Below are 20,654 nucleotides of genomic sequence, written 5' to 3'. Positions count from 1 at the left end.
GAACAAAATTATAGTTAAAGAAATGAATAGTTAACATAAATAAAGAGGAGTCCTATTAAGGGCTCCTCTTTATTTATACGTTCAAACTTGCGTTAGAATATGACCTGCTCAAGAAGTGGGCTCTGAAGTAGCCGAGCGAACTTCCTGCCGTTCTTTTTTGGCACGAATGACAAAGCCCCAGCCAATGTTGGCAATGGACAGGACGAACAAGAGCGTAGCAAGCCAACCGGAGTAAGAGATTGTGATTGCTGTAACCGTTAACAAGATAATGGATGAAAATGCGAACCATAAGGATAAACCTTTGCTCATTGGGAAAAACCTCCATCTACAAATTTAGTAAAATTCCGTATAACCTGAAGCCTACGAGCCATAATAATCTTGCAAGCTTGCAATGACATTACAGACACAGATTGAAGGGAGATTATAAATATGGCTCAAGGATCTCGTTCTAACAACTTGGTGGTACCTCAAGCAAATTCTGCATTGCAACAATTGAAAATGGAGGCTGCACAGGAACTAGGTGTAACTATCCCGCAAGATGGTTACTATGGTAACTACACTTCCCGTGAAACAGGATCTTTGGGTGGATATATCACCAAACGTCTGGTACAAATCGCTGAGCAGTCTCTGGCTGGGTCTGGCAAATAATTTATCTTAACCAACAGCAATAAAAGAATAAACAGAAAGCCCGGGGCGGAAACGCTCCGGGCTTTCTCGCGTATCAGTTCCTATAATTGATTGTGCCTTGCCATGCTCACTTCGTCAAGGGCGTGCGGATAAAAGTTTTTTATCCATCTTCTCATCGCTTAACCAGCCTACATACGTATCAATCGTTTCAAAATTCCGGTCCATCACAATTACAGCGACAAATGGATATTGTTTTCGGTGTCGATAACGTACATCTGCCCAGCGGACCTTGTAACCGGCAGGCAGTTCTTCCACTTCTGCCACCGCATAAGAGGTGAAGTAGAGGAAAGCACTGACTTCCGGTGATTTGCGTGAAGCAGCAACGGCCGCATGAGTAGAAGACGAGGCGTGCAGACTCCATACCAGATTAGAACCATCCATTTTGCCGATCACATAACTGCCGTCCTCGACTCGTTTAACCACATGCCAGCGATTCCAGGATATCGTTGGAATGACGATGTATTTAGCCTGTTCTGGGCTATTATCTAAACGTCTGACTTTTCTGACCGCTTGTGCACGAGCAATCGTTCGCCATATATAATATATACCGGTCAAACTATACAGCGTAACGAAGAGTGGTGCAGGGGCGATCAGATCAAAGGCCCATAACAGGATAGCTACGACATGCGTAGTGAATAGAAACGGATCAAAAATATGAATGATGTTCCAGGCGATCCAGCGTTCCGTAAAAGGCCGGGCGGCTTGGGTTCCATAGGTGTTGAACAGATCGGTGAATACGTGAAAGCCTACGGCTACAGCGGTCCAGATGGCAACGTGTCCAATGGGGACACCAGGGAATATCAGGGCAATGACGCCGGTGATGAGCAGAACCCATAACAGGAGAAATGGCAGAGAGTGTGACAAGCCCCGATGATTCCGAATGTAAAGTGAGTTGCTTTTGAGACGTAACGCAGTATCGATGTCAGGGGCCTGGGAGCCAGCAATCGTGCCAACCATTACCGCAGCTGCAAGCATTGGACTCGTTGCGACAACAGGATCAACATAAGCCAGACCAGCTAGACCAATCCCCATGACAAAATGTGTAGAGGTATCCATAAACGTCTCCTTTGTGTGGTGTATCGTTCTAAGGCATATTACTTCTCTATCTAGGTGATACCCATATATAGTGTATAATATCCGTCTGTCCGGATGCAAAACATCCCTAATTTCAAAGTTATGATAATAACTTGGTCCATACCCAATAAATGTACGTAGTTTGTCAAACTATTTTGGCATTTCTTATGATAAACTTTATATCGGAAACAGAGAGAAATTTCATCAGAGTATACGAGGTCAGCTTGTTCAATAAATATGTATGGGCATTGTTACGACAAACCGTTACAATAATATAGAATCTCATAAAAAGTAGGTTTCTTGGAGTACATATGTCACAGTAGATGGATGAAGCGAAACAATTGTGATTTTGGATTTACTTATGTATGCGTATTCATAAGAGAAGATACAGAAGGGACGAGGAAGATGCTGAAAAAGTACATATGGACCTGGATACTACTCGGGCTCGCACTGATTATGGTTGTGTATCTGATGTGGGGCACATTATTTGTCAGTAAGGAGAAATTACCCGAGATTCGCGAGATCCAATCCTTTTCCATGGAAAATGTAGATGGCAGTACGGTATCACTGGAGGATACTCAAGGGAAAGTCCGTTTGTTCTACTTTTATTTCACCAGTTGTCCGGATGTCTGCCCTATTACGACGTTCACGTTATCCCAAGTGCAGGATCTGTTGAAAGAGGACGACACCTTCGGTAAAGATGTCTCGTTTGTATCCATTTCATTCGACCCGAAAGTCGATACGAGAGAGAAGATTAAGACGTTTGCGGATCGCTTCCATGCGGATTATTCCGGATGGTACTTCTTGCGAGGGGATATGGACAAAACAAAACAGTTCGCCAGGGATTCATTCCAGATCCTGATTGAAGGCGAGAATAAGGACGATTTTGCCCATATGAATATGATTGGCTTGGTGGATCAGAATAACCAGCTGCGCAAGGTATATAATGCGTTTAATACAGAGGACGTTGTACCTGCTGTCATTGCCGAGGATATTCGCAATCTGATCAAGGAATAATCACTGGATAACTGTAAAGGCTGCCTTCAGGTTGGATATCAACCTAAGGCAGCCTTTTGGCATTTCTTTTAAAAGGAAGGATGTTCAGGGTATTGGATGTATGTCTCTAACCCGGCTTTCTCCAGCTGGGCAATGATATACTCATCAGGTGTTCCTTCCACACCCGCATATCCTCGTCGTGTATACATCTGTACTGCATCCGGGAATGCATCCCGAAGCACACCTCTAATTTTTTTGCCGGAACTGTCATTATCCATAAATAAATAAACTTCATCATACCCGACTTGTTTACGCAATGTCTCCAGCTTAAGTGAATTAAGCGTTCCAAACGTGCATAAAATGTTGATTTCGGGTCCAACCAGACGTTTCAGTTTACTTCGATCATTCTTACCTTCCACAATGACATGAATAGGCATGATATTCACCTCTTGTTCGAGAGCTTATGTCGACATTCCCCGGGAAATGTTACAGCGAAAATCGACGGATTATATAAAATGGACACCTTTTCTTTACACTGTTCACCACGCGGACAGGAGCACCTTGGATTTCTAAATTCTTTTTCATTTACATCAGGAAATAAATCTGATCAATAGTGGCCGTTACGGTTACGGATCGTTTCTTCGATCGCTGTTGTCTCCAAATTTCTGATTGATTTTTTGTAGGTTGAAATGTGGAGACAAAGGCGAACGCTACCGCTTCTTCAAAATCGATTCCGTCCCCTTCACTACTTCCAATGATCGTCCATACCTAATGATGATATTTAAGAAAAAGTTGAAATCTTGAAGACAGCGCTTATGCCTTTTAGGCCGTTCCGTTCGTGTGTAAAACGTTAGTCCATTTTATATAGTTTAGCTGTAAATGGGGGAATGATGCAAAGCTAATGAAAATACAGGCCTAACTGCTGTCATAACGTAAGGAGAGAGAGACTGATCGAAATTTAATTGAATATACTTTTCGGATCGGCGAGGGAAGCTTCGCGTCTGGATGTATAGTATGGAAGCAGCAGCATACCTATCATTAACAAAACAAAGGCGATGAAATAGGGTGATAAACCGACACGGAGTTGCCCAGCCGTGATGGGGCCGATAAATGAACCGATGGAAGTGGCGATGGATTGCAGCGAGAAAATGCGGCCTAACCTGCTTCCACCGCTCAGACGGATAAATAGGGTAGCCATAGCAGGAAAGATAATGCCTTTGGACATTCCGAGTACAAATAATACGGTAGACAACGGAATTTGCGGAATGGCGGCCATTGCAAAAAAGCACAAGGACATCAGCAGCACACCCGCAACCAGACGCAGCTTGGGGGAATACCGGTTAAGAAATAACATGCTCAGTGTGAAGAGCGCTCCAATACTGATAATGGAAAATAACAACCCGGTAGACATGATGGACGATTGCCCTCCTCCCCGCAGGGGCAGCTCGAAGAAGAGAATCCCTTGAGCACAAGCAATAACCAGAGGCAGGGCAAAATAGCGCCAGGACACCGGAAGGAATGCACTTTTGGCATCTACTGGTGAAACGTTAGGTTTGGCAGGTTCAGTCACTCTCTCATGCTGCTTGACGATGCCACGAGGCATGGTCATGAAAGCAATCACACCTGTGAGAATGAGCAAGTAACCTAAGCCTGAGAATGTAGCAGAGAATCCCATGGAACCCACAATGATCGCCCCGGCTGCGGGAGATACCACAGACGCGAGGGTATGTACTACCCCGTGTCCTGACATATACTTCCCCTGCTTCACCGGATCACTGGATAACTGGGCAAGCAGGGCGAGACATGCAGGAGACAGGAATGCCAGCACAAAACCGCTGATGGAACGCAGTGCCAGCAGTTGCCAAGGGGTATGGACATAGGCTTGCAGGAGCAGGATGACTCCTGCCCCAAGCAGACTGAATACAATGTAGCGGCGACTGCCATGTTTATCGATTTGTGTTCCGGCAATGAGATTGCCAGGAAGATGCGTTAAGGAATAGATACCCATCATCCAGCCAATGAAAGTAGGGGCAGCTCCCAGCGAGATGGCAAAAGGGGTCAGAATGGGATACTGGGCGTGCAGATCAAATACAGCAAGGAACAAAAACAGGTATAGCCAGATGGCCGTTTTCACATAAGCCCCTCCTTGTTAAGCGATGCATGTGCAAATTACAGGTCTTGAACGTGTTCCCGTTCGCCAGCAGAACCTTATGGTACTACTTGTACGCCTGGCGGGACGAACTTAGACCGTTTATTTTCAAGGGGGAGGGCTTAGCTGACAGCAGCTTCGGAAATCATGTATAATATTCGGGAGTGTTACAAATGAATTCTAATACGGAAGGTGTAATCATGAACATAGAAGTAATCAAAGAGTTTTTGATGCAGAACTGGTTGGTGATCGTGGTTGCATTGATCATATTGTTCTTTGTTCTGAATGTGGTCAAAACCGTATTGAAATGGTTGATTGCCATCATCATTATTGCGGCTCTACTGATATACAGTGGCATCTCCATTGATCAGATCAAACAAACAGTGACAGACGTGCAATCCAGTACGATGGACACATTGAAGAAAGAAGCAACCAGCATGATGCTTAAGGAAGCTTCCAAAGCGACATACGTCAAAGGACAGGATGGAGCGTTCACTATCACAAGTCCCAATGTGGAGATTAAAGGCAGAACACAATCGGATAAAGTCGATGTGACCTTCCGCGGCATTTCACTTGGCGAATGGAAACTCGACAATGAAACGATCCGTACGTTTGTCGAACAGGCACAGGAGAACAAAACAGCACCAGCATCGTAGTAAAGGGGGAATCGGTACGTGCTGCAGAATTGGCTGGACAGCCTGAAGGAATTGAATGGCATCACGATTATGCTGCTGCTGATTTTGGCTGCTTCTTTATTGCAGGGTTGGTCCAGAGGGGCTTCTCGTTCAGCAGGCAGACTCTTTGGGTTCCTGATGGATGGCATTATGGCGGTTATTGGTATTCTGTTATCGATCGGTTTAACGTTATGGCTTGCACCATATGTACAGCAGTGGTTGTCTGAGTATGCTTCAGCCATGCCTAACCGTGAGTTGAACCGGTGGGAACAGATGTATTATACGTTGGTTACGGCGATCGCAGATTTTCCACTGATGCGGTTCGCTGTATTATTTGTACTGAGTTATGGACTCATCCGATTGGTTCTCGGATTGCTCTCTTCATTTATTTTCAGCAGCAGGCAGGGGTCAGCCGAGGAAAGTGCGCCGAAAGGTATGCTTAGTCGGCTGGCGGGTGCAATCATTGGCACCATCATAGGCTCCGTCCGTGGAATGATTGTCATTGCGGTCTTGTTCATGATTGTCAGTCTTTACCCCGGGAGCATGTTCAGCCGATATGTGGAGGCATCTCCAATCTATATGCAAGGGGCCAAATCGGTAATTGAACCGTTGTCTGGTACGTTTATCAAGGACAAGCTGCCCGTATTCACGCAGGCTGTGCAGAAGGAACTGGGCGGCATCCTGCAACGCAAATATGAAGTCATTGACCACAATATTCCGACGGATATTGAATCTGCCGCGAAAGAAATTGTCAAAAGCCAATCGACAGATGAAGCCAAAGCAAGAGCGTTATACGACTGGGTAGGTTCACGTATTCAGTATGACTATGGTAAAGTGGATGACTATGAACAAAAGGGCATATGGCATGAACAGAATCCGCAGAATACATTTGATACACGCAAAGGTGTATGTATTGATTATGCCCGTCTCTATGCTGTTATGGCCCGTTCACAAGGGCTTGAAGTCAAAGTGGTTACAGGACTTGGGTATAACGGTCAGGGCGGATACGGTCCGCATGCATGGAATGAAGTGTATTTGAGCGATTCCGAGAGCTGGGTCCCGCTTGACCCGACATGGGCGATCAGTGGAGACTGGTTCAATCCTCCGAATTTTGCCGACACCCATCTGAAGGATCAATCAGCTTAACATTACTACGGACATGGGTCCGGAATATGACGACGTTGCCAGGTTATCATGCCGGAAAGAATCAGTTTGAGCGGTATGCATCAAGTCATGAAAGAGGTAGGATGGATGAAAAAGCATTCCAATGAGAAGGATGAACTTACAGACAAACGGCGATTCAGTTACCGAATGAACGTATTTTTCTTCGCTTCCTTTGTTATTTTTAGCGTTATTATTGTACGTTTGGCCTTTTTGCAATTTGTCGAAGGGCCTGAACTCAGTCAGGAAGAAGCAAGTAACATTACCAAGGATGTACCGCTTCCTCCTGTGAGAGGTACGATCTATGATTCTACTGGTGAGGTGAAATTGGCTTACTCCAAGCCCATTCAGTCTCTATACCTGACGCTGTATAAGAATTATGGGGATGTTGATGGGAAACCGAGTCCTAACATAGGGGAAGTACAGGATATTGCAACCCGATTGCATGATGTGTTTGAACAGTACAAATCGAAGGATTCAGAGTCACTTACAGTGGAACAGATCATTGAAGAGATGGACTTGAACTCCCGCAAAGCGAACGGTTTTATGCCACGCCTGATCAAGAGTGATCTGTCCGAGGGAGAAGTCGCTTATTTCCTTCAGCACAAGGACGAGTTCAAAGGTATTCAGATCGTCGAGGAGAGTGTACGGTTCTATGATCCGGATACGGTAGCAGTTCAGACGATCGGTTATCTGAAGAAATTTAAAAGTTCGAAAACTTTGAATAAATACAAAGAAGTGGACGAGGCCAACAAAACGCAAACGGACCCGGGCCTGGTGTATACGGAAAATGAATTTGTAGGCTTTGATGGACTTGAGCTGCAATATCAGGATGCTCTCCGCGGCAAAAGCGGATATACATCCGTTGATGTGGATTTGCGTAACTTGCCTGAAGGTGTGGCTGGTTCTACCCCGCCGGAGAAAGGTTACGACCTGATTTCCAGCATTAACAAGAACGTTCAGGTGAAAACAGAACAGGCCATTCTGGATCAGTTGAGTTGGCTTCATCGGAACCCAGTGTCGGGTAAATTACACCCGAACGCCAAAACAGGCTTTGCGGTTGCTATGGAAGTGGATACTGGGAAAATTGTTTCTGCGGCCAGTATGCCGGATTATGATACTAACGTATGGAGAACTGGCGGTATAAGCAATGAAGATTACGATAAAATAAAATATATCTATCAAAATGGTACGATCCGAGGCTTCCCGCCAGATGATACAGGCAAGCGGGCTGAGTCTGTAGTCTTGCTCGGTTCCACGATCAAACCGCTGAGTGTATTGATTGGTTTGAAAGAGGGTTTCTTTACGACCAATACCGTTTATCAGGATAGAGGTTCAACGACCTTTGGTGGAGACAACCGTAGAGTGCAGAACTCATCAGGGCATGTGTACGGTGCGATGCGTCCGCATGATGCGATTCGTCATTCCTCGAACGTGTTCATGATCGACGAGATCGGAAAGAAGCTGTATTCGCAGTATGGTGCAGATGGTATCAACGTATGGGATAAATACATGAAGCAGTTTGGGCTTGGCGTGAAGACGGAAGTTGATCTGCCGAATGAATATCCTGGTTATTTGGAGTATATCCGAAGTGAAGAGAGCTCCCTCACTAAACTTGTGTATGCCTCCTTTGGTCAGCAAGGAAAATATACAACCATGCAGTTGGCACAGTACACCACGATGCTTGCGAACAAAGGAAAACGGATGGAACCGCAATTGGTTAACGAGTTCCGGGATTCGGAAGGCAATGTGGTTGAGAAAGTTAAACCGAAGGTACTCAGCACGGTAGATTTTAACGACGCCTACTGGAACGAGGTGCAACGAGGCATGGCCACCGAAGTTTCGGCATTTAGTGGCTTCCCGTATGATTTTGCCAGAAAAACAGGTACATCGACGCAACTCGTCGGCGGTAAACTGGTGGATAACGGGGTATTTATCGCCTATGCACCACGTAATAATCCGAAGCTTGCTGTCGCTGTGGTTATCCCCGAAGGGGGCTTTGGTTCGAGCAGTGCGGCTCCGGTTGCACGTGCGATCTTCGATGCCTATGACGAGGAATTCGGTCTTGATGGTGTACCGAAAAAGGACAAAAATAAAGATTCAGAATCGGAATCAGGCACACAGTGATGTGAGGCATTGGTTACAGAGAGGACCCTTCGTGGGTCCTCTTTTTTGTTTTTACAATGAGAATGGATCGTAAGAGTGAACTATTTAGTTGCATTAATATGTAACCATATGAGCTGTACCACGTTTATATAAGGGAAGGGTAAACGCGATCGGGAGAAGGGGACAAACGTTGATATGTCAGTGTTTACATTGAAATCAATAGATTGGGTAGTGTACGTTTCTGTTTACGAAAATGTAACCAAAAATTGAAAGACGTGACAGCAAACCTTTGGTAGACTTGTATGAGATAGGATTAAATAGGGGATTGAACACGTTCACAAGACAGATTAAATATTTTATTTTTATAGAGGAACGGGAGAGGCTTAAAACATGTTTAACCGATTGAGGAAGAAACCCATGACTGAGGAAGATACACCCGTCAACAAGCCTTCCACCGCAAGGCTGAATCTGTTTTTTTTCGCGGCATTTGTCATATTCAGTATCCTTATTTTCAGATTAGCCTTTGTGCAGTTTGTGGAGGGTCCTGAACTGACGTATATGGAAACGAGTCGTAATACCAAAGATATTCCACTTGCACCTGTTCGCGGTCCCATCTATGATGCGACAGGGGAAGTCGCGCTCGCTTATTCCGAACCTGTACAGTCCCTGTATGTGCTGTTATATGAGGATTATCGGAATGATGAACGTAGACAGGAAGCAGAGGAACTGGCTCATGATCTGGCGGCTGTGTTTAAGCAGTTTAATCCAGGAGACAAAGAGCAGCCGGACGCGGAAGAAATCATCAAACGATTGGATCTGGACTACCAGAAAACGTTTGGATATGTGCCGAGGCTGGTGAAGTCTGATCTATCGACCAAAGAAATTGCCTTTTTCATGGAGAAAAAAGCGGAGTATCCGGGCGTTATGGTGCTGGAAGAAAACATACGGAAATATGACCCGGATGGTGTAGCAGTTCAGATTGTGGGTTACACACGAGAGTTTAAACGGGCACCGGATTCCATTGCCAAATATAAAGCCATCCGCGAGGGGGCAAGTAACCAACGTGATCCTGGTCTTGTGTACCATGAGGAGGAGAAGGTTGGCTTTGATGGGCTCGAGCTGCAATATCAGGAAGAACTCCGTGGACGAAGCGGATATCAGTCCATTGATATTGACGCACGTAATCTGCCGGATGGAACGATGCTACAGACTCCACCGGAGAAAGGTTACAGTCTGGTTTCCACCATCAACAAGGAAATTCAGATGGCCGCCCAAGAGGCGATAACGGACGAACTGCGCAGACTCCCGAAGGCAATTACGGGATATGCAGTAGCCATGGAAGTGGATACGGGAAATGTGGTAGCGATGGCGAGTATGCCGGATTATGATCCGAACGATTGGGATTATGACAAAATCAAGTATGTGTTTCGAAACGGAACCACCGAGTCGTTCCCACCGAATGATGCCAAGCCTAGTCGTGCGGAATCCGTAGTACTTCTTGGATCGGTAATCAAACCGCTAAGTGTGCTGATTGGATTAAAAGAGGGATTATTTACAGCAGGACAGACCTATCATGATCAGGGATATGCCATTCTGGGGAAAGATGGACGACAAGTAAAGAACTCGCATTCTGCTTATAATGGTTCTATTACGGCGAGAAGAGCGATCGAGAAATCCTCCAATGCGTTTATGATCGATATGGTAGGTAAACGTTTGTTAAGCAAATATGGCTCGGATAAAGGAATTGATATCTGGGACAAACACATGAAGGAATTTGGCTTGGGTGTGTCCACTGGTGTAGATCTGCCTAATGAATTTCTGGGTAGGCTAGAATATAATAATGAAGACGAATCAGCTCTAACACGTTTGGCTTTTGCCTCCTTTGGACAGCAAGCGAAGTACACCACCATGCAACTCGCACAATACACGACGATGCTTGCCAATAAAGGCAAACGGATGGAGCCTCACTTGGTGAAGGAAATCCGTGATGCGGATGGCAATGTAGTGAAGGAAATCAAACCTAAAGTGCTCAATAAAGTTGATTTTGCCGATGCGCACTGGAATGAAGTTCATAAAGGTATGGTTACTAAAGTAAGTTCATTTGACGGTTTCCCATACGATTATGCACGGAAAACAGGAACATCAGAGCAGGGGACCGGACCGAACAAAAAAGAGAATGGTGTATTTATCGCCTTTGCACCACGAGATAATCCAAAGCTTGCTGTAGCTGTTGTTGTACCGGAAGGTGGGTTCGGGTCAGTCAGTGCCTCGCCGATTGCACGAAAAATCTTCGATGCATATGATGAAGTATATGGTCTTGACGGAACGCCAAAAGGGAAAAAAGACGAAGCAAAAGACCAAGAGTAACGCAAAGAATATCGCGGGAATTAGCTCTTTTAACATCGTAACCAAACGGTTCATGAAGTGAATTAAATGTACATTTGGACAGGCAGGGGAAATAATCCCTTGCCTTTTTTTTTGGCTTCGGATAAAATTTGCACAAGGGAAACATTATTAGTCTTGATTAAAACTTAATACCTTGTACAACAAAATTAGATAAGGACAATACTTTTAGGAGAGGGAAAGGGGACGGTTGAATTGTTAATGGTGAAAATGAGGAGTATTCAGAGGGGGTTCATCACGCTAGCGGCTCTGGTGCTGGTTGTCGTACTTTCAGCATGTTCAAGTGGTGCAGAGACTGGCAGCAGCGGCAAGCTGCAAGTGACCGCTACAACGGGCATGATCGCTGACGTAGCACGTGAGGTAGGCGGAGCATATGTTGAGGTTACCGGGCTCATGGGCCCGGGCGTCGACCCCCACTTGTACAAGGCATCCCAAGGTGATATTCGCAAGCTGGAACAAGCAAAAGTCATTTTTTATAATGGACTGCATCTCGAAGGCAAAATGACAGACATTTTGGAGAAAATGTCCTCAAGCAAGCTGGTTACAGCCGTTACAGAGACCATTCCAGTCGAGGAGTTACACTCAGGCAAAGATACAGGCGGCACCGAATATGACCCACACGTCTGGTTTAACGTCAGCCACTGGATGCATGCGACAGAAGCTGTACGCGATACACTCGTGGAGGCGGACCCGGATCATGCGGAAGAATACAAGGCTCAGGCAGAGGCATACCTGGCGAAGCTCAAAGATCTGGATGCCGAGGTACGTGAGAAGATTCTGGAGATTCCGGAAGCAAGCCGGGTATTGGTCACGGCACATGATGCATTTGGGTATTTCGGTCAAGCTTATGGCATGAAAGTGATGGGGCTTCAGGGCATTAGTACAGCAGCCGAATACGGTGCAAAAGATGTTAGCGAACTGAGGGATTATCTCGTGGATAACCATATCAAAGCCGTTTTTGTTGAATCAAGTGTGCCTGCCAAAGCGATGGAAGCCATTATTGCCGGAGCAGCTCAAAAAGGGCATACAGTGAACATTGGTGGAGAACTGTTCTCGGATGCCATGGGGGCTGAAGGAACGGAAGAAGGCACATACATCGGTATGATTCGCCACAATGTTGAGACGATTGTAGAAGCCCTGAAATAATGAATCCTATGAAGAGAGGAGTTACAGGATTATGAATGATACAACTTTATCGGAACAAACTCCTACGAATCTGAACAACAGCCACTTGCAGGGAACGCTGCCTACGTCGGCTCCTCTTAGTGTGAGGGATCTGGCCGTGGCCTATCACAAAAAGCCGGTGCTTAGCAGTGTATCCTTCGATATCCCGGAAGGACAGCTCATCGGAATACTCGGACCGAATGGTGCAGGGAAATCAACCCTGATCAAAGCCGTTCTGGGACTGGTACCGAAGATGCATGGTGAGGTACGGATCTTCGGACAATCGTACCGGGAACAACGTCGTCGCATCGGTTATGTACCCCAACGGGAATCGGTCGACTGGGATTTCCCTACGCATGCACTCGATGTAGTCATGATGGGACGGTATGGTCATCTGGGCTGGTTCCGTCGTCCGGGGAAAAAGGAGCGGGACCTGGCAGCACACTGCCTGGAACAAGTCGGCATGGGCGATTACATGTACCGGCAGATCAGCCAGCTGTCGGGTGGACAGCAGCAACGTGTCTTTCTGGCGCGGGCACTCGTGCAAGACGCAGATCTGTATTTCATGGATGAGCCGTTTGCAGGTGTGGATGCCACCACGGAGAAAGCGATCATTTCCCTATTGGAACAGTTGAAGAAACAAGGCAAGACGGTACTGGTCGTTCACCATGATCTGGCGACAGTCGAGGAATACTTCGACCATGTGCTGCTGCTCAATGGACGACTGGTGGCTGGCGGACCGACAAGTGAAGTATTTGTACCAGATACACTGCAAGAGACGTACGGAGGCCGGATTGCCATGATCGGAAGCCGGACGGAGAAAGGCCAGGTGTAGTACATGTGGAACTGGATCATTGCCATCTTGTCCGACCCCAATACCCGTTGGATATTGCTTGGCTGTCTGCTGCTTGGATTCAGCAGTGGAATTATTGGCTCCTTCACCTTCCTTCGTAAGCAGAGTCTGATGGGGGACACCCTTGCTCATGCTGCTCTGCCTGGGATCTGTATTGCATTTATGTTAACGGAAACGAAGTCTGTAGGATTATTCCTGTTCGGTGCTCTGGTGGCCGGTATCGTTGCTACCTTCGGAATTTCGTGGATTACACGCTACTCCCGGATCAAACAGGATGCGGCGATGGGCATTGTGTTGACCGTATTTTTCGGGATTGGTGTAGTGATGCTGACGCGCATCCAGCATGGAGCGAGCGGAAGTCAAAGCGGACTTGATAAATATTTGTTTGGGCAGGCGGCATCTATGGTCATGACGGATGTGTATGTCATGGGTGGTGTATGTCTCGTATTGCTGATTGCCTGTCTGGCCTGGTTCAAGGAATTCAAACTGGTGAGTTTTGACCCGGGATTTGCACGAGGTATGGGACTGCCAGTTGCCATGTTGGAGCAGCTTATTCTGCTCTTGACGGTAATCGCGGTGGTGGCCGGGATTCAGGCGGTTGGTGTGGTGCTTGTTGCAGCCTTGCTGGTAACTCCGGCAGCAGCGGCACGTTGCTGGACCGACTCACTCGCACTGATGGTGGTGTTGGCAGGCATATTTGGTGCATTGAGCGGAGCAACAGGAACTATCTTCAGCACACTTGTACCTAATCTCCCAACAGGTCCTGTAACTGTTCTTGCGGCTACGGTGTTGTTTGCCGGATCAGCCTTGCTCGCACCGCGTCGTGGATTATTAGCCAGGCGGTTACGCAGTATTCAGGCGAAGTCCGCATATATGCGTGAAGAGCGGGCTACACTTCAGACTCTCGCCACACAGCGGAATCAGCAGGAACGGGGGGAGATGTAATGGCAACGTTTTGGATTATCTTGACGGCCGTACTGGTTTCTTCTGCCTGCGCCATCCTCGGTTGTTTTCTGATCCTGCGGCGAATGGCTCTGGTCGGTGATGCGATCAGTCATGCGGTTCTCCCTGGTATTGCGATTGCTTTCCTGTGGAGCGGTTCCAGAGATTCGTTATGGATGCTGCTCGGTGCCACCGTGTTTGGTCTACTGACGGTATTCTTCATACAGAGTTTGCAGGCGGGTGGACTCTCGTCAGATGCCTCCATCGGAATTGTGTTCACAGCACTCTTCGCAGTAGGCGTCATTCTGATTAGTCTAAACGCTCAGCACATCGATCTGGATCTAGACTGTGTCTTGTTCGGCGAGATCGCTTATGTGCAGTGGGATACGCTAACCCTTGGGGGCACAGATGTGGGGCCGAGGGCAGTCTGGATGCTTGGTATCACGTTACTCGTTATCCTCGTCGTCATTGGGATGTTCTACAAACAGTTCAAGCTATGTGCCTTCGATCCGGCGCTGGCTGCTGCCTGTGGCATTCCAGTAGTGCTGTTCCACTATCTGCTCATGGGACTCGTTTCCATGACATCCGTAGCTTCATTTGAAAGTGTGGGTTCAATTCTCGTGGTGGGCATGCTGATTGTACCTGCGGCGACGGCGTACCTGCTCACAGATCGTCTGGGCAAAATGATTCTGTATGCCGTCTTGATCGGAGCAGCTTCCTCGGTTGGAGGTTACATCATGGCATACGCCCTGGATGCTTCCATCGCGGGCTGCATGGTGGCAGTAGCTGGGATTTTGTTTGTTCTCGCACTGCTGCTGTCCCCGAAACATGGCATCGTATTCCGTTACGCTCGTCGCAAATTCGCAGCACGGTAATTAAAGTTTAAAGTGAATTATAAATGAATAAACAAAATTATAACAATGAGGGTGTCCCATAAGTCATGAATATGACGAGGGACATCCTCATTTAGTGTTATTTTGTTTTAATGAACCTGATACACGCTATTCGCTCCCATTTGCCCAGATCTGAGAACTAACGAACTATAGAGAAGCTATTTCGTCGATTTACTGGTTTTTATAGGTTGGGAAGCCCTGTTATGACGAAATAGCGTTAGTGAGGTTCGTTAAATCTTGCAACCGTTGATGATGCGCCTTTTAAGGTGCGGTAGGTTCGTTAGCACTTGGAGCGAGGCGGCGTTCCTTCTGAGACAGTCCCTTTCTACGTGTCTGGACGTATGACTTTTACAAGGGCAACCCATATAAGATATACAATATAAAATGATATTGTAGCGTCATCCTGCCGATTACGGGTTATTTTGTTGCATACAGATGATCTGTGGTAAAATGTCGTTAGCTGTGACGTCCGGAGCGTCCGTTTTTACGGGTGCCGGGCGATCTTGTTGTGAAAGAATGTTTACCAATAGATAAAGAGAACCTTCAAGTTGAACTGGAGAACCAATGTGGAACTGAGATGGCAGAAAGGATCTAGAGAAGGGAAATTTGTTTATGAATTTCCTTCTTGATGGTAGGTGCTATGAGCTCTAAATACAAAGGTGATGTAGTGAAGGGGGCGGAATCAATCTGAAGAAGCGATAGCGTGCGCCTGAAAGCTTTCTGCAAGAAAGCTGCTTCGAAAGCATACGCTGTCTCCGAATTTCTAACCCTTAAGAAGAGAGAATCTAGAAAATTTGGAGACAAAGCGATCGGAAGACGATCCGTACACGTAACGGTTACCTCGTATAATCTTAATACACTAAAGAAAAAGGTAATTCTAAAACAAAGATACTACGACTCGAAAGGTTTTCTGCCCGTTTAGTGCCTGAATGGATATCCATGAGTTCAACTTGGAGAGAGAGACAACCTAGGAGGAACTACTGTATGAGTGAACTGAAATACAAATTGCTTGCATTGGATATGGATGGAACATTGCTTAATGATAATCATGAAATTACGCAGGAGACCGCCAAGTGGATTCAGATTGCGATTCGTCGGGGTGTGCATGTGTGCCTATCCACGGGAAGAGCGGTATTCCACGCGATGCCTTATGCGGTGCAACTTGGGCTGGAGACACCGATGGTCACCGTTAACGGCAGTGAGGTCTGGAAAGCTCCGCATGATCTGCATATGCGTCATCTGATGGACCCGGCATTGATTCGCAGAATGCAGGAGATCGGTGAGAAATATAACAGCTGGTACTGGGCATACTCCGTGGAAGAGCTGTTCAATCGTGACCGTTGGACGGACAATATTGAAGGTCTGGAATGGTTGAAATTCGGCTTCAATATCGAAGTGGATGAAGTTCGTCACCAGATCATGATGGAACTGCAACAAATGGGTGGTCTGCAAATGACGAATTCCTCACCCGTTAATATTGAGATCAACCCTGCAGGTATATCCAAAGCTAGTGGTGTAGCGGAAGTCTGCAAGCTGCTGGGCATCGAGATGTCCGAAGTTGTTGCTGTCGGAGACAGCTTGAACGATCTGGCTGTCATTGAGGCGGTAGGTTTGGGTGTAGCTATGGGTAATGCGCAAGAGCAGGTGAAGGAAGCGGCTGATCTGATCGTAGCGAGTAATAATGAAGACGGCATCGTCGAAGTGATTCGTGAACATATTTTGAAGGGGGAGTAACCTTTGCTCGCAACCGTTGCCTGGATTTTAATTGTGCTGCTGTTTGCAGTGGGGATGGCTGGAACGGTATATCCCATACTGCCTGGTGCTGTAGCGATTTTCTTCGCGTTTCTGGTCTACGGCTGGTTCTTCAGTTTTGATCCGTTCGGTGTATGGTTCTGGATCATCCAGATTCTGATTGTGGTTGTGTTGTTTGTGGCTGATTATGTCGTCAGCGCATGGGGTGTGAAGAAGTTCGGTGGCTCCAAGTTATCGACCACGCTGAGTACCATTGGTGTTATCATTGGCCCATTTGTCATTCCGGCATTCGGACTGGTGTTGGGACCATTTATCGGTGCTTTTATTGGGGAATTGATCGGTGGGTCTTCACCTTCCAAAGCATCGAAAGTTGGATTTGGTTCCGTCGTGGGACTATTTACGAGTACTGTGATGAAAATTATTTTGCAAATCGTCATGATTGTTCTCTTTATTATCTGGGTGGTAAGATTCGCCTAAACGTTCAGGATTAGCTTCAACGGGATGCACGTCCGGTGTGGAGGAAAGAAGGGGAATTCGTTTGTCTAAGAAAGAAACATTCATTAGGGGTACGCTCATTCTGGCAGCCGCTGCGCTAATCGCGAGAGTACTCGGGTTGGTTCAACGGGTGCCACTGGAGCATATCCTCGGAGATGTCGGTAACGCATCGTTTACCATCTCCAATACGGTATATTTAATGCTGTTAACTGTAGCAACGGCGGGCATACCGAGTACACTTAGCAAAATGGTATCGGAACGCTATGCACTCGGACGCGCGGGTGAAGCCCAACAGATCTACCGTGCAGCCCTGATCTTTGCGGCTGTCGCCGGGGTAGTCATGTCTGCTTTATTGTGGTTCGCTGCACCTTATTATGCCACGTATGTCTCCAAAGTACCGGCATCGGTCAGCGCCATTCGCGCCTTGGCTCCAGCCTTGCTGCTGTTCCCGGCCATTGCAATGATGCGTGGATATTTCCAGGGAAGAGGGAACATGACAGCGGGTGGCATTTCGCAGATTGTGGAACAGTTCGCCCGTGTAGGTACAGCCATTATCGTGGCTTATGTCATGCTGCAATGGAATTATGATGATCAAACGATTGCTGCGGGTGCCTCATTTGGTGGGGTATTAGGAAGTGTGGGTGCCTTTGGTGTCATGCTGTACTTCACCTTGAAGCTGCGTCGTAGCGACCGTGCGGCCCAATTGAATTACGAGCCTGCAAAGCAGCTACCGATGCGAGGTATCTACAGCGATATCTTCAAGCTGTCTATTCCCATTGTGCTGTCCTCACTTGCAGTTCCAGCCATTAACTTCATCGATTCATCCCTTGTGGTTCCGCTGCTCAGTGGCCAGATTGGACTCGAAGAAGCGACAGGCGTTCTTGCGATCTTGGGAGCTAAGGCCCAAAGTATTGCGGGTATCCCTCCGATTCTGGCGATCGCTTTAAGTCAATCGTTGGTGCCTGTTATCTCGGCAGCATTTGCCCGCAAGGATGAAGCGCATCTGAAGAGTCAGGTTACACTTGCGATGCGTATTTCGATTCTAACAGGTATGCCGATTGTCATTGCACTTTGTGCGGCAGCGTATTCGGTCAACGGATTGCTGTTTACCAATCTGGATGGAACGCCGATTATTGCCTTGCTGACATTCGGTACCATTTTCCAGATTACGATGATGACCACCAATTCCATTTTGCTTGGTGTAGGGAAACCGCGGATTACGATGATTAGTGTGGCAGCAGGTGTTGTAGTCAAACTGATCGCAAGTCTGATTCTGGCGCCGATCTTTGGCATTTACGGCATCATTATTGCAACGGCCCTTTGTTTCCTGGTCATCACGTACCTGAATCTGCGGGTCCTTCGCAAAATCGTTGATTTCTCCATCATGGGAGATCGTTGGAAAGGTTTTATCATTACAGTGTTGCTTGCAGCAGGTGTAGGATTTGCAACGAACTGGATAGGAAATATGATCTTTGGACTGTTCCTGCCAGCGCGTGTATCCTTCTTGCTTACCTGCCTTGTGGTTGGTGTGCTTGTTGTGGTGGTGTATCTGGTTCTCATGGTTGTGCTGCGTGTATTGCGCAAGGACGAGCTGGGCAGTTACCCCCGTATTCTGCAAAAAATTCTCCGTCCACTTATGCGTCTTCAACGTGGAGCCGGGCAAAGAGGTTAACAATACAAGGAGCATCATTCAAGCTCCAATATGTTGTGAACATCGGATAAATGATAAAAGTTCATGGATAAAAGCTCTGTCTGCTGTTCAGCGGACAGGGCTTTTTGTATCGCAAAGGCGAGCTGCGTGACTGCGTTGAATATTAGCCCAGCAAGCGAGAATTAGCGGTACATTGGGAAATTCACATCATCCGGCTTTACCTGTTCCATATGATCTTTAGCATTAGTGTGTGATGGCTTTCGCATCATGAGCCAGTGCTGTTTTCAACATGCCATACCGATGTTCGTGACTCATCTCAAACAGCCATGGCCGGCGCGGTGCTGTTAGATAACCGAGACAATCCCGAGTCTGAAGCCAGTCTTGTCTGGTAATCGGTTCATAAGGCGTGTCGCCCCATACGGATAGCAGTTCCGGACTATATAATCGTTGCCCTTCTGGAAGCCATTCTTCATCAAGTAGCGCTTGCGCGTATAATGTATGATCACCTGCCTCTTCTTCACGATGGGTAAACAGGCCAGGCCAATATTCGGCCCGTGAGCCACGATGGGGAACCGAACGTGCGAACGCCAACACTTGTGTGTGGACTTGCTCCACCCCAAACAACAGAGCATATAGGCCTTTGCCAAACATGATCCGCTCATCCAACTTGCCAAAATGTTCAATGACGCGTCCCGCGAGGCCTGCTCCCCGACCAAGAGGAAAGACGATATGATTAAGCCCCGCCAAATTATGCAGATGGAATGCAGGTTTGGAGAGTACTTCTTTTTGAAAATAAGGATGCTGCACGACCCGGCTCTCGATATAATTCTGCTCATTAATAATTAATGCCACACTAAGCAGTGAACTGCACCGTTCCAGCCAAAAGCGTTCCCAAAACGGCGTCATAAACGCAGATACGTGAAAGTGTGACAAGAGATGGAAACAGCTTCGTCCAATCCGGCGACTGTTCATATACAGCTGTAGCTGGGGATATGCATCCTGGAAAATGAGTGCATTGCATCGCTCCAGCAGCCGATACATATGCTCGCGATCGCTCTGATTCTGCAGATTATGCATTAAGTCACTCTGAAGATCTGTCATGTGATATCCGCCGTTGCGAGAGACCATATGGGCCAGCAGAGCCCAATGCAGTTCAGGGTATTGCTCATAACATTCCAGATAGGCTGACGTGCGGGTGATATTACTCCGGTTATGCTCCTGGGTCAGTGTCTTGATCTCTTCCAGAATGATGCAATCTTCTTCACAGACGAGTGCGCTTTGAACCTGGTCCGCGCGTGCAAAAGACTTGCTGCTGGCAGGTAACAGACGCTCTACCTCAGACTGTAGGGCAGCTGCCGTATCGGTATCCCACTCGATGTTACGCAATGGGTGACGAAGCTGTGCTGAGGCTTGCCATGCAGCCTGTTTGCCACGCCAGATTTCCCGGGCAGCACCCGGAATGGAACGGACCATCTGCAAGAGGGATCCGTGATGCTGTTCGCTGGAAGAATCGGTTCTGGTGGAAGTCATGATGTGACATCCTTTCATGATGTTCTGGGTTTAAATTCACAGACCATGTGGTTTATTCTAAGTATGCGCTGATTATTTGACTTCCACTCGCCAATTTGCTTCACTTAGGATAAGACAAGGTACA

18 protein-coding genes are annotated in these 20,654 nt (G+C 47.1%); 13 read left to right on the top strand and 5 right to left on the bottom strand.

Translation table 11 applies throughout. The features are described from left to right. Nucleotides 1-108: 108 nt before the first annotated feature. Entirely contained in the window at nucleotides 109-309 is a 201-nt protein-coding gene (locus MKZ12_RS24655; RefSeq protein ID WP_253440716.1) for a hypothetical protein, read from the bottom strand. A 120-nt stretch (nucleotides 310-429) separates the two neighbouring features. Between MKZ12_RS24655 and MKZ12_RS24650 the strand changes: the two genes are divergently transcribed. Then, the gene (locus tag MKZ12_RS24650) at nucleotides 430-648 is read left to right on the top strand and encodes an alpha/beta-type small acid-soluble spore protein (protein WP_024634589.1); all 219 of its coding nucleotides are present in this window, start codon (nucleotides 430-432) and stop codon (nucleotides 646-648) included. 114 nt (nucleotides 649-762) lie between these two features. Here MKZ12_RS24650 and MKZ12_RS24645 read toward each other — a convergent pair whose 3' ends face one another. Then, nucleotides 763-1,743: a metal-dependent hydrolase gene (locus MKZ12_RS24645; protein WP_339237566.1), complete on the bottom strand. Its 981-nt coding sequence runs from the start codon at nucleotides 1,741-1,743 to the stop codon at nucleotides 763-765. Nucleotides 1,744-2,166: 423 nt separating this feature from the next. Between MKZ12_RS24645 and MKZ12_RS24640 the strand changes: the two genes are divergently transcribed. Beyond that, nucleotides 2,167-2,778 (top strand): SCO family protein, encoded by a 612-nt coding sequence (locus MKZ12_RS24640; protein WP_339237563.1) that lies wholly within the window; start codon nucleotides 2,167-2,169, stop codon nucleotides 2,776-2,778. Between the two features lie 68 nt (nucleotides 2,779-2,846). Here MKZ12_RS24640 and MKZ12_RS24635 read toward each other — a convergent pair whose 3' ends face one another. Together MKZ12_RS24635 and MKZ12_RS24630 are read right to left on the bottom strand one after the other, a co-directional pair. Then, nucleotides 2,847-3,194 (bottom strand): toprim domain-containing protein, encoded by a 348-nt coding sequence (locus MKZ12_RS24635; protein ID WP_192135859.1) that lies wholly within the window; start codon nucleotides 3,192-3,194, stop codon nucleotides 2,847-2,849. A 521-nt stretch (nucleotides 3,195-3,715) separates the two neighbouring features. Next, nucleotides 3,716-4,891 (bottom strand): MFS transporter, encoded by a 1,176-nt coding sequence (locus tag MKZ12_RS24630; RefSeq protein WP_339257259.1) that lies wholly within the window; start codon nucleotides 4,889-4,891, stop codon nucleotides 3,716-3,718. 188 nt (nucleotides 4,892-5,079) lie between these two features. Here MKZ12_RS24630 and MKZ12_RS24625 point away from each other — a divergent pair, with 188 nt between their 5' ends. From MKZ12_RS24625 to MKZ12_RS24575, 11 genes are all read left to right on the top strand, one after another. Next, a complete protein-coding gene (locus tag MKZ12_RS24625) occupies nucleotides 5,080-5,562 on the top strand; it encodes an ATPase (RefSeq protein ID WP_339237556.1) in 483 nt (160 codons plus the stop codon). 18 nt (nucleotides 5,563-5,580) lie between these two features. Continuing rightward, a complete protein-coding gene (locus tag MKZ12_RS24620; RefSeq protein ID WP_339257257.1) occupies nucleotides 5,581-6,726 on the top strand; it encodes a transglutaminase domain-containing protein in 1,146 nt (381 codons plus the stop codon). 105 nt (nucleotides 6,727-6,831) lie between these two features. Beyond that, the gene (locus tag MKZ12_RS24615) at nucleotides 6,832-8,868 is read left to right on the top strand and encodes a penicillin-binding transpeptidase domain-containing protein (RefSeq protein WP_339257255.1); all 2,037 of its coding nucleotides are present in this window, start codon (nucleotides 6,832-6,834) and stop codon (nucleotides 8,866-8,868) included. Between the two features lie 396 nt (nucleotides 8,869-9,264). Beyond that, entirely contained in the window at nucleotides 9,265-11,214 is a 1,950-nt protein-coding gene (locus MKZ12_RS24610; RefSeq protein WP_339257254.1) for a penicillin-binding protein 2, read from the top strand. A gap of 237 nt (nucleotides 11,215-11,451) precedes the next feature. Further along, nucleotides 11,452-12,396 carry a zinc ABC transporter substrate-binding protein gene (locus tag MKZ12_RS24605; RefSeq protein ID WP_339261517.1) on the top strand — a complete coding sequence of 315 codons (945 nt, stop codon included), beginning with the start codon at nucleotides 11,452-11,454 and terminating at the stop codon, nucleotides 12,394-12,396. A 31-nt stretch (nucleotides 12,397-12,427) separates the two neighbouring features. Further along, complete coding sequence (locus MKZ12_RS24600) at nucleotides 12,428-13,249, top strand: metal ABC transporter ATP-binding protein (RefSeq protein WP_253440698.1); 822 nt, start codon at nucleotides 12,428-12,430, stop codon at nucleotides 13,247-13,249. Between the two features lie 3 nt (nucleotides 13,250-13,252). After that, nucleotides 13,253-14,212 (top strand): metal ABC transporter permease, encoded by a 960-nt coding sequence (locus MKZ12_RS24595; protein ID WP_339237544.1) that lies wholly within the window; start codon nucleotides 13,253-13,255, stop codon nucleotides 14,210-14,212. Further along, nucleotides 14,212-15,084, top strand: a complete 873-nt coding sequence (locus MKZ12_RS24590; protein ID WP_339257253.1) for a metal ABC transporter permease — start codon at nucleotides 14,212-14,214, stop codon at nucleotides 15,082-15,084. Before MKZ12_RS24595 ends, MKZ12_RS24590 begins: the two co-directional genes overlap by 1 nt. A gap of 1,002 nt (nucleotides 15,085-16,086) precedes the next feature. Then, a complete protein-coding gene (locus MKZ12_RS24585; protein ID WP_339257252.1) occupies nucleotides 16,087-16,836 on the top strand; it encodes a Cof-type HAD-IIB family hydrolase in 750 nt (249 codons plus the stop codon). A 54-nt stretch (nucleotides 16,837-16,890) separates the two neighbouring features. Next, a complete protein-coding gene (locus MKZ12_RS24580) occupies nucleotides 16,891-17,331 on the top strand; it encodes a DUF456 domain-containing protein (RefSeq protein ID WP_047841365.1) in 441 nt (146 codons plus the stop codon). A 61-nt stretch (nucleotides 17,332-17,392) separates the two neighbouring features. Continuing rightward, nucleotides 17,393-19,021, top strand: coding sequence for a polysaccharide biosynthesis protein (locus MKZ12_RS24575; RefSeq protein ID WP_339257250.1), 1,629 nt, complete (start codon nucleotides 17,393-17,395; stop codon nucleotides 19,019-19,021). A 222-nt stretch (nucleotides 19,022-19,243) separates the two neighbouring features. On the opposite strand, the gene MKZ12_RS24570 is transcribed toward MKZ12_RS24575, so the two are convergent. Beyond that, nucleotides 19,244-20,530 (bottom strand): DUF2515 family protein, encoded by a 1,287-nt coding sequence (locus MKZ12_RS24570; RefSeq protein WP_339257248.1) that lies wholly within the window; start codon nucleotides 20,528-20,530, stop codon nucleotides 19,244-19,246. Nucleotides 20,531-20,654: the final 124 nt, after the last annotated feature.

Origin of the sequence: Paenibacillus sp. FSL R5-0713, from assembly GCF_037973325.1 — a bacterium.
GTDB lineage: Bacteria > Bacillota > Bacilli > Paenibacillales > Paenibacillaceae > Paenibacillus.
Note: the sequence above shows the minus strand (reverse complement) of the source record. Positions and strands in the feature narration are given on the sequence as shown.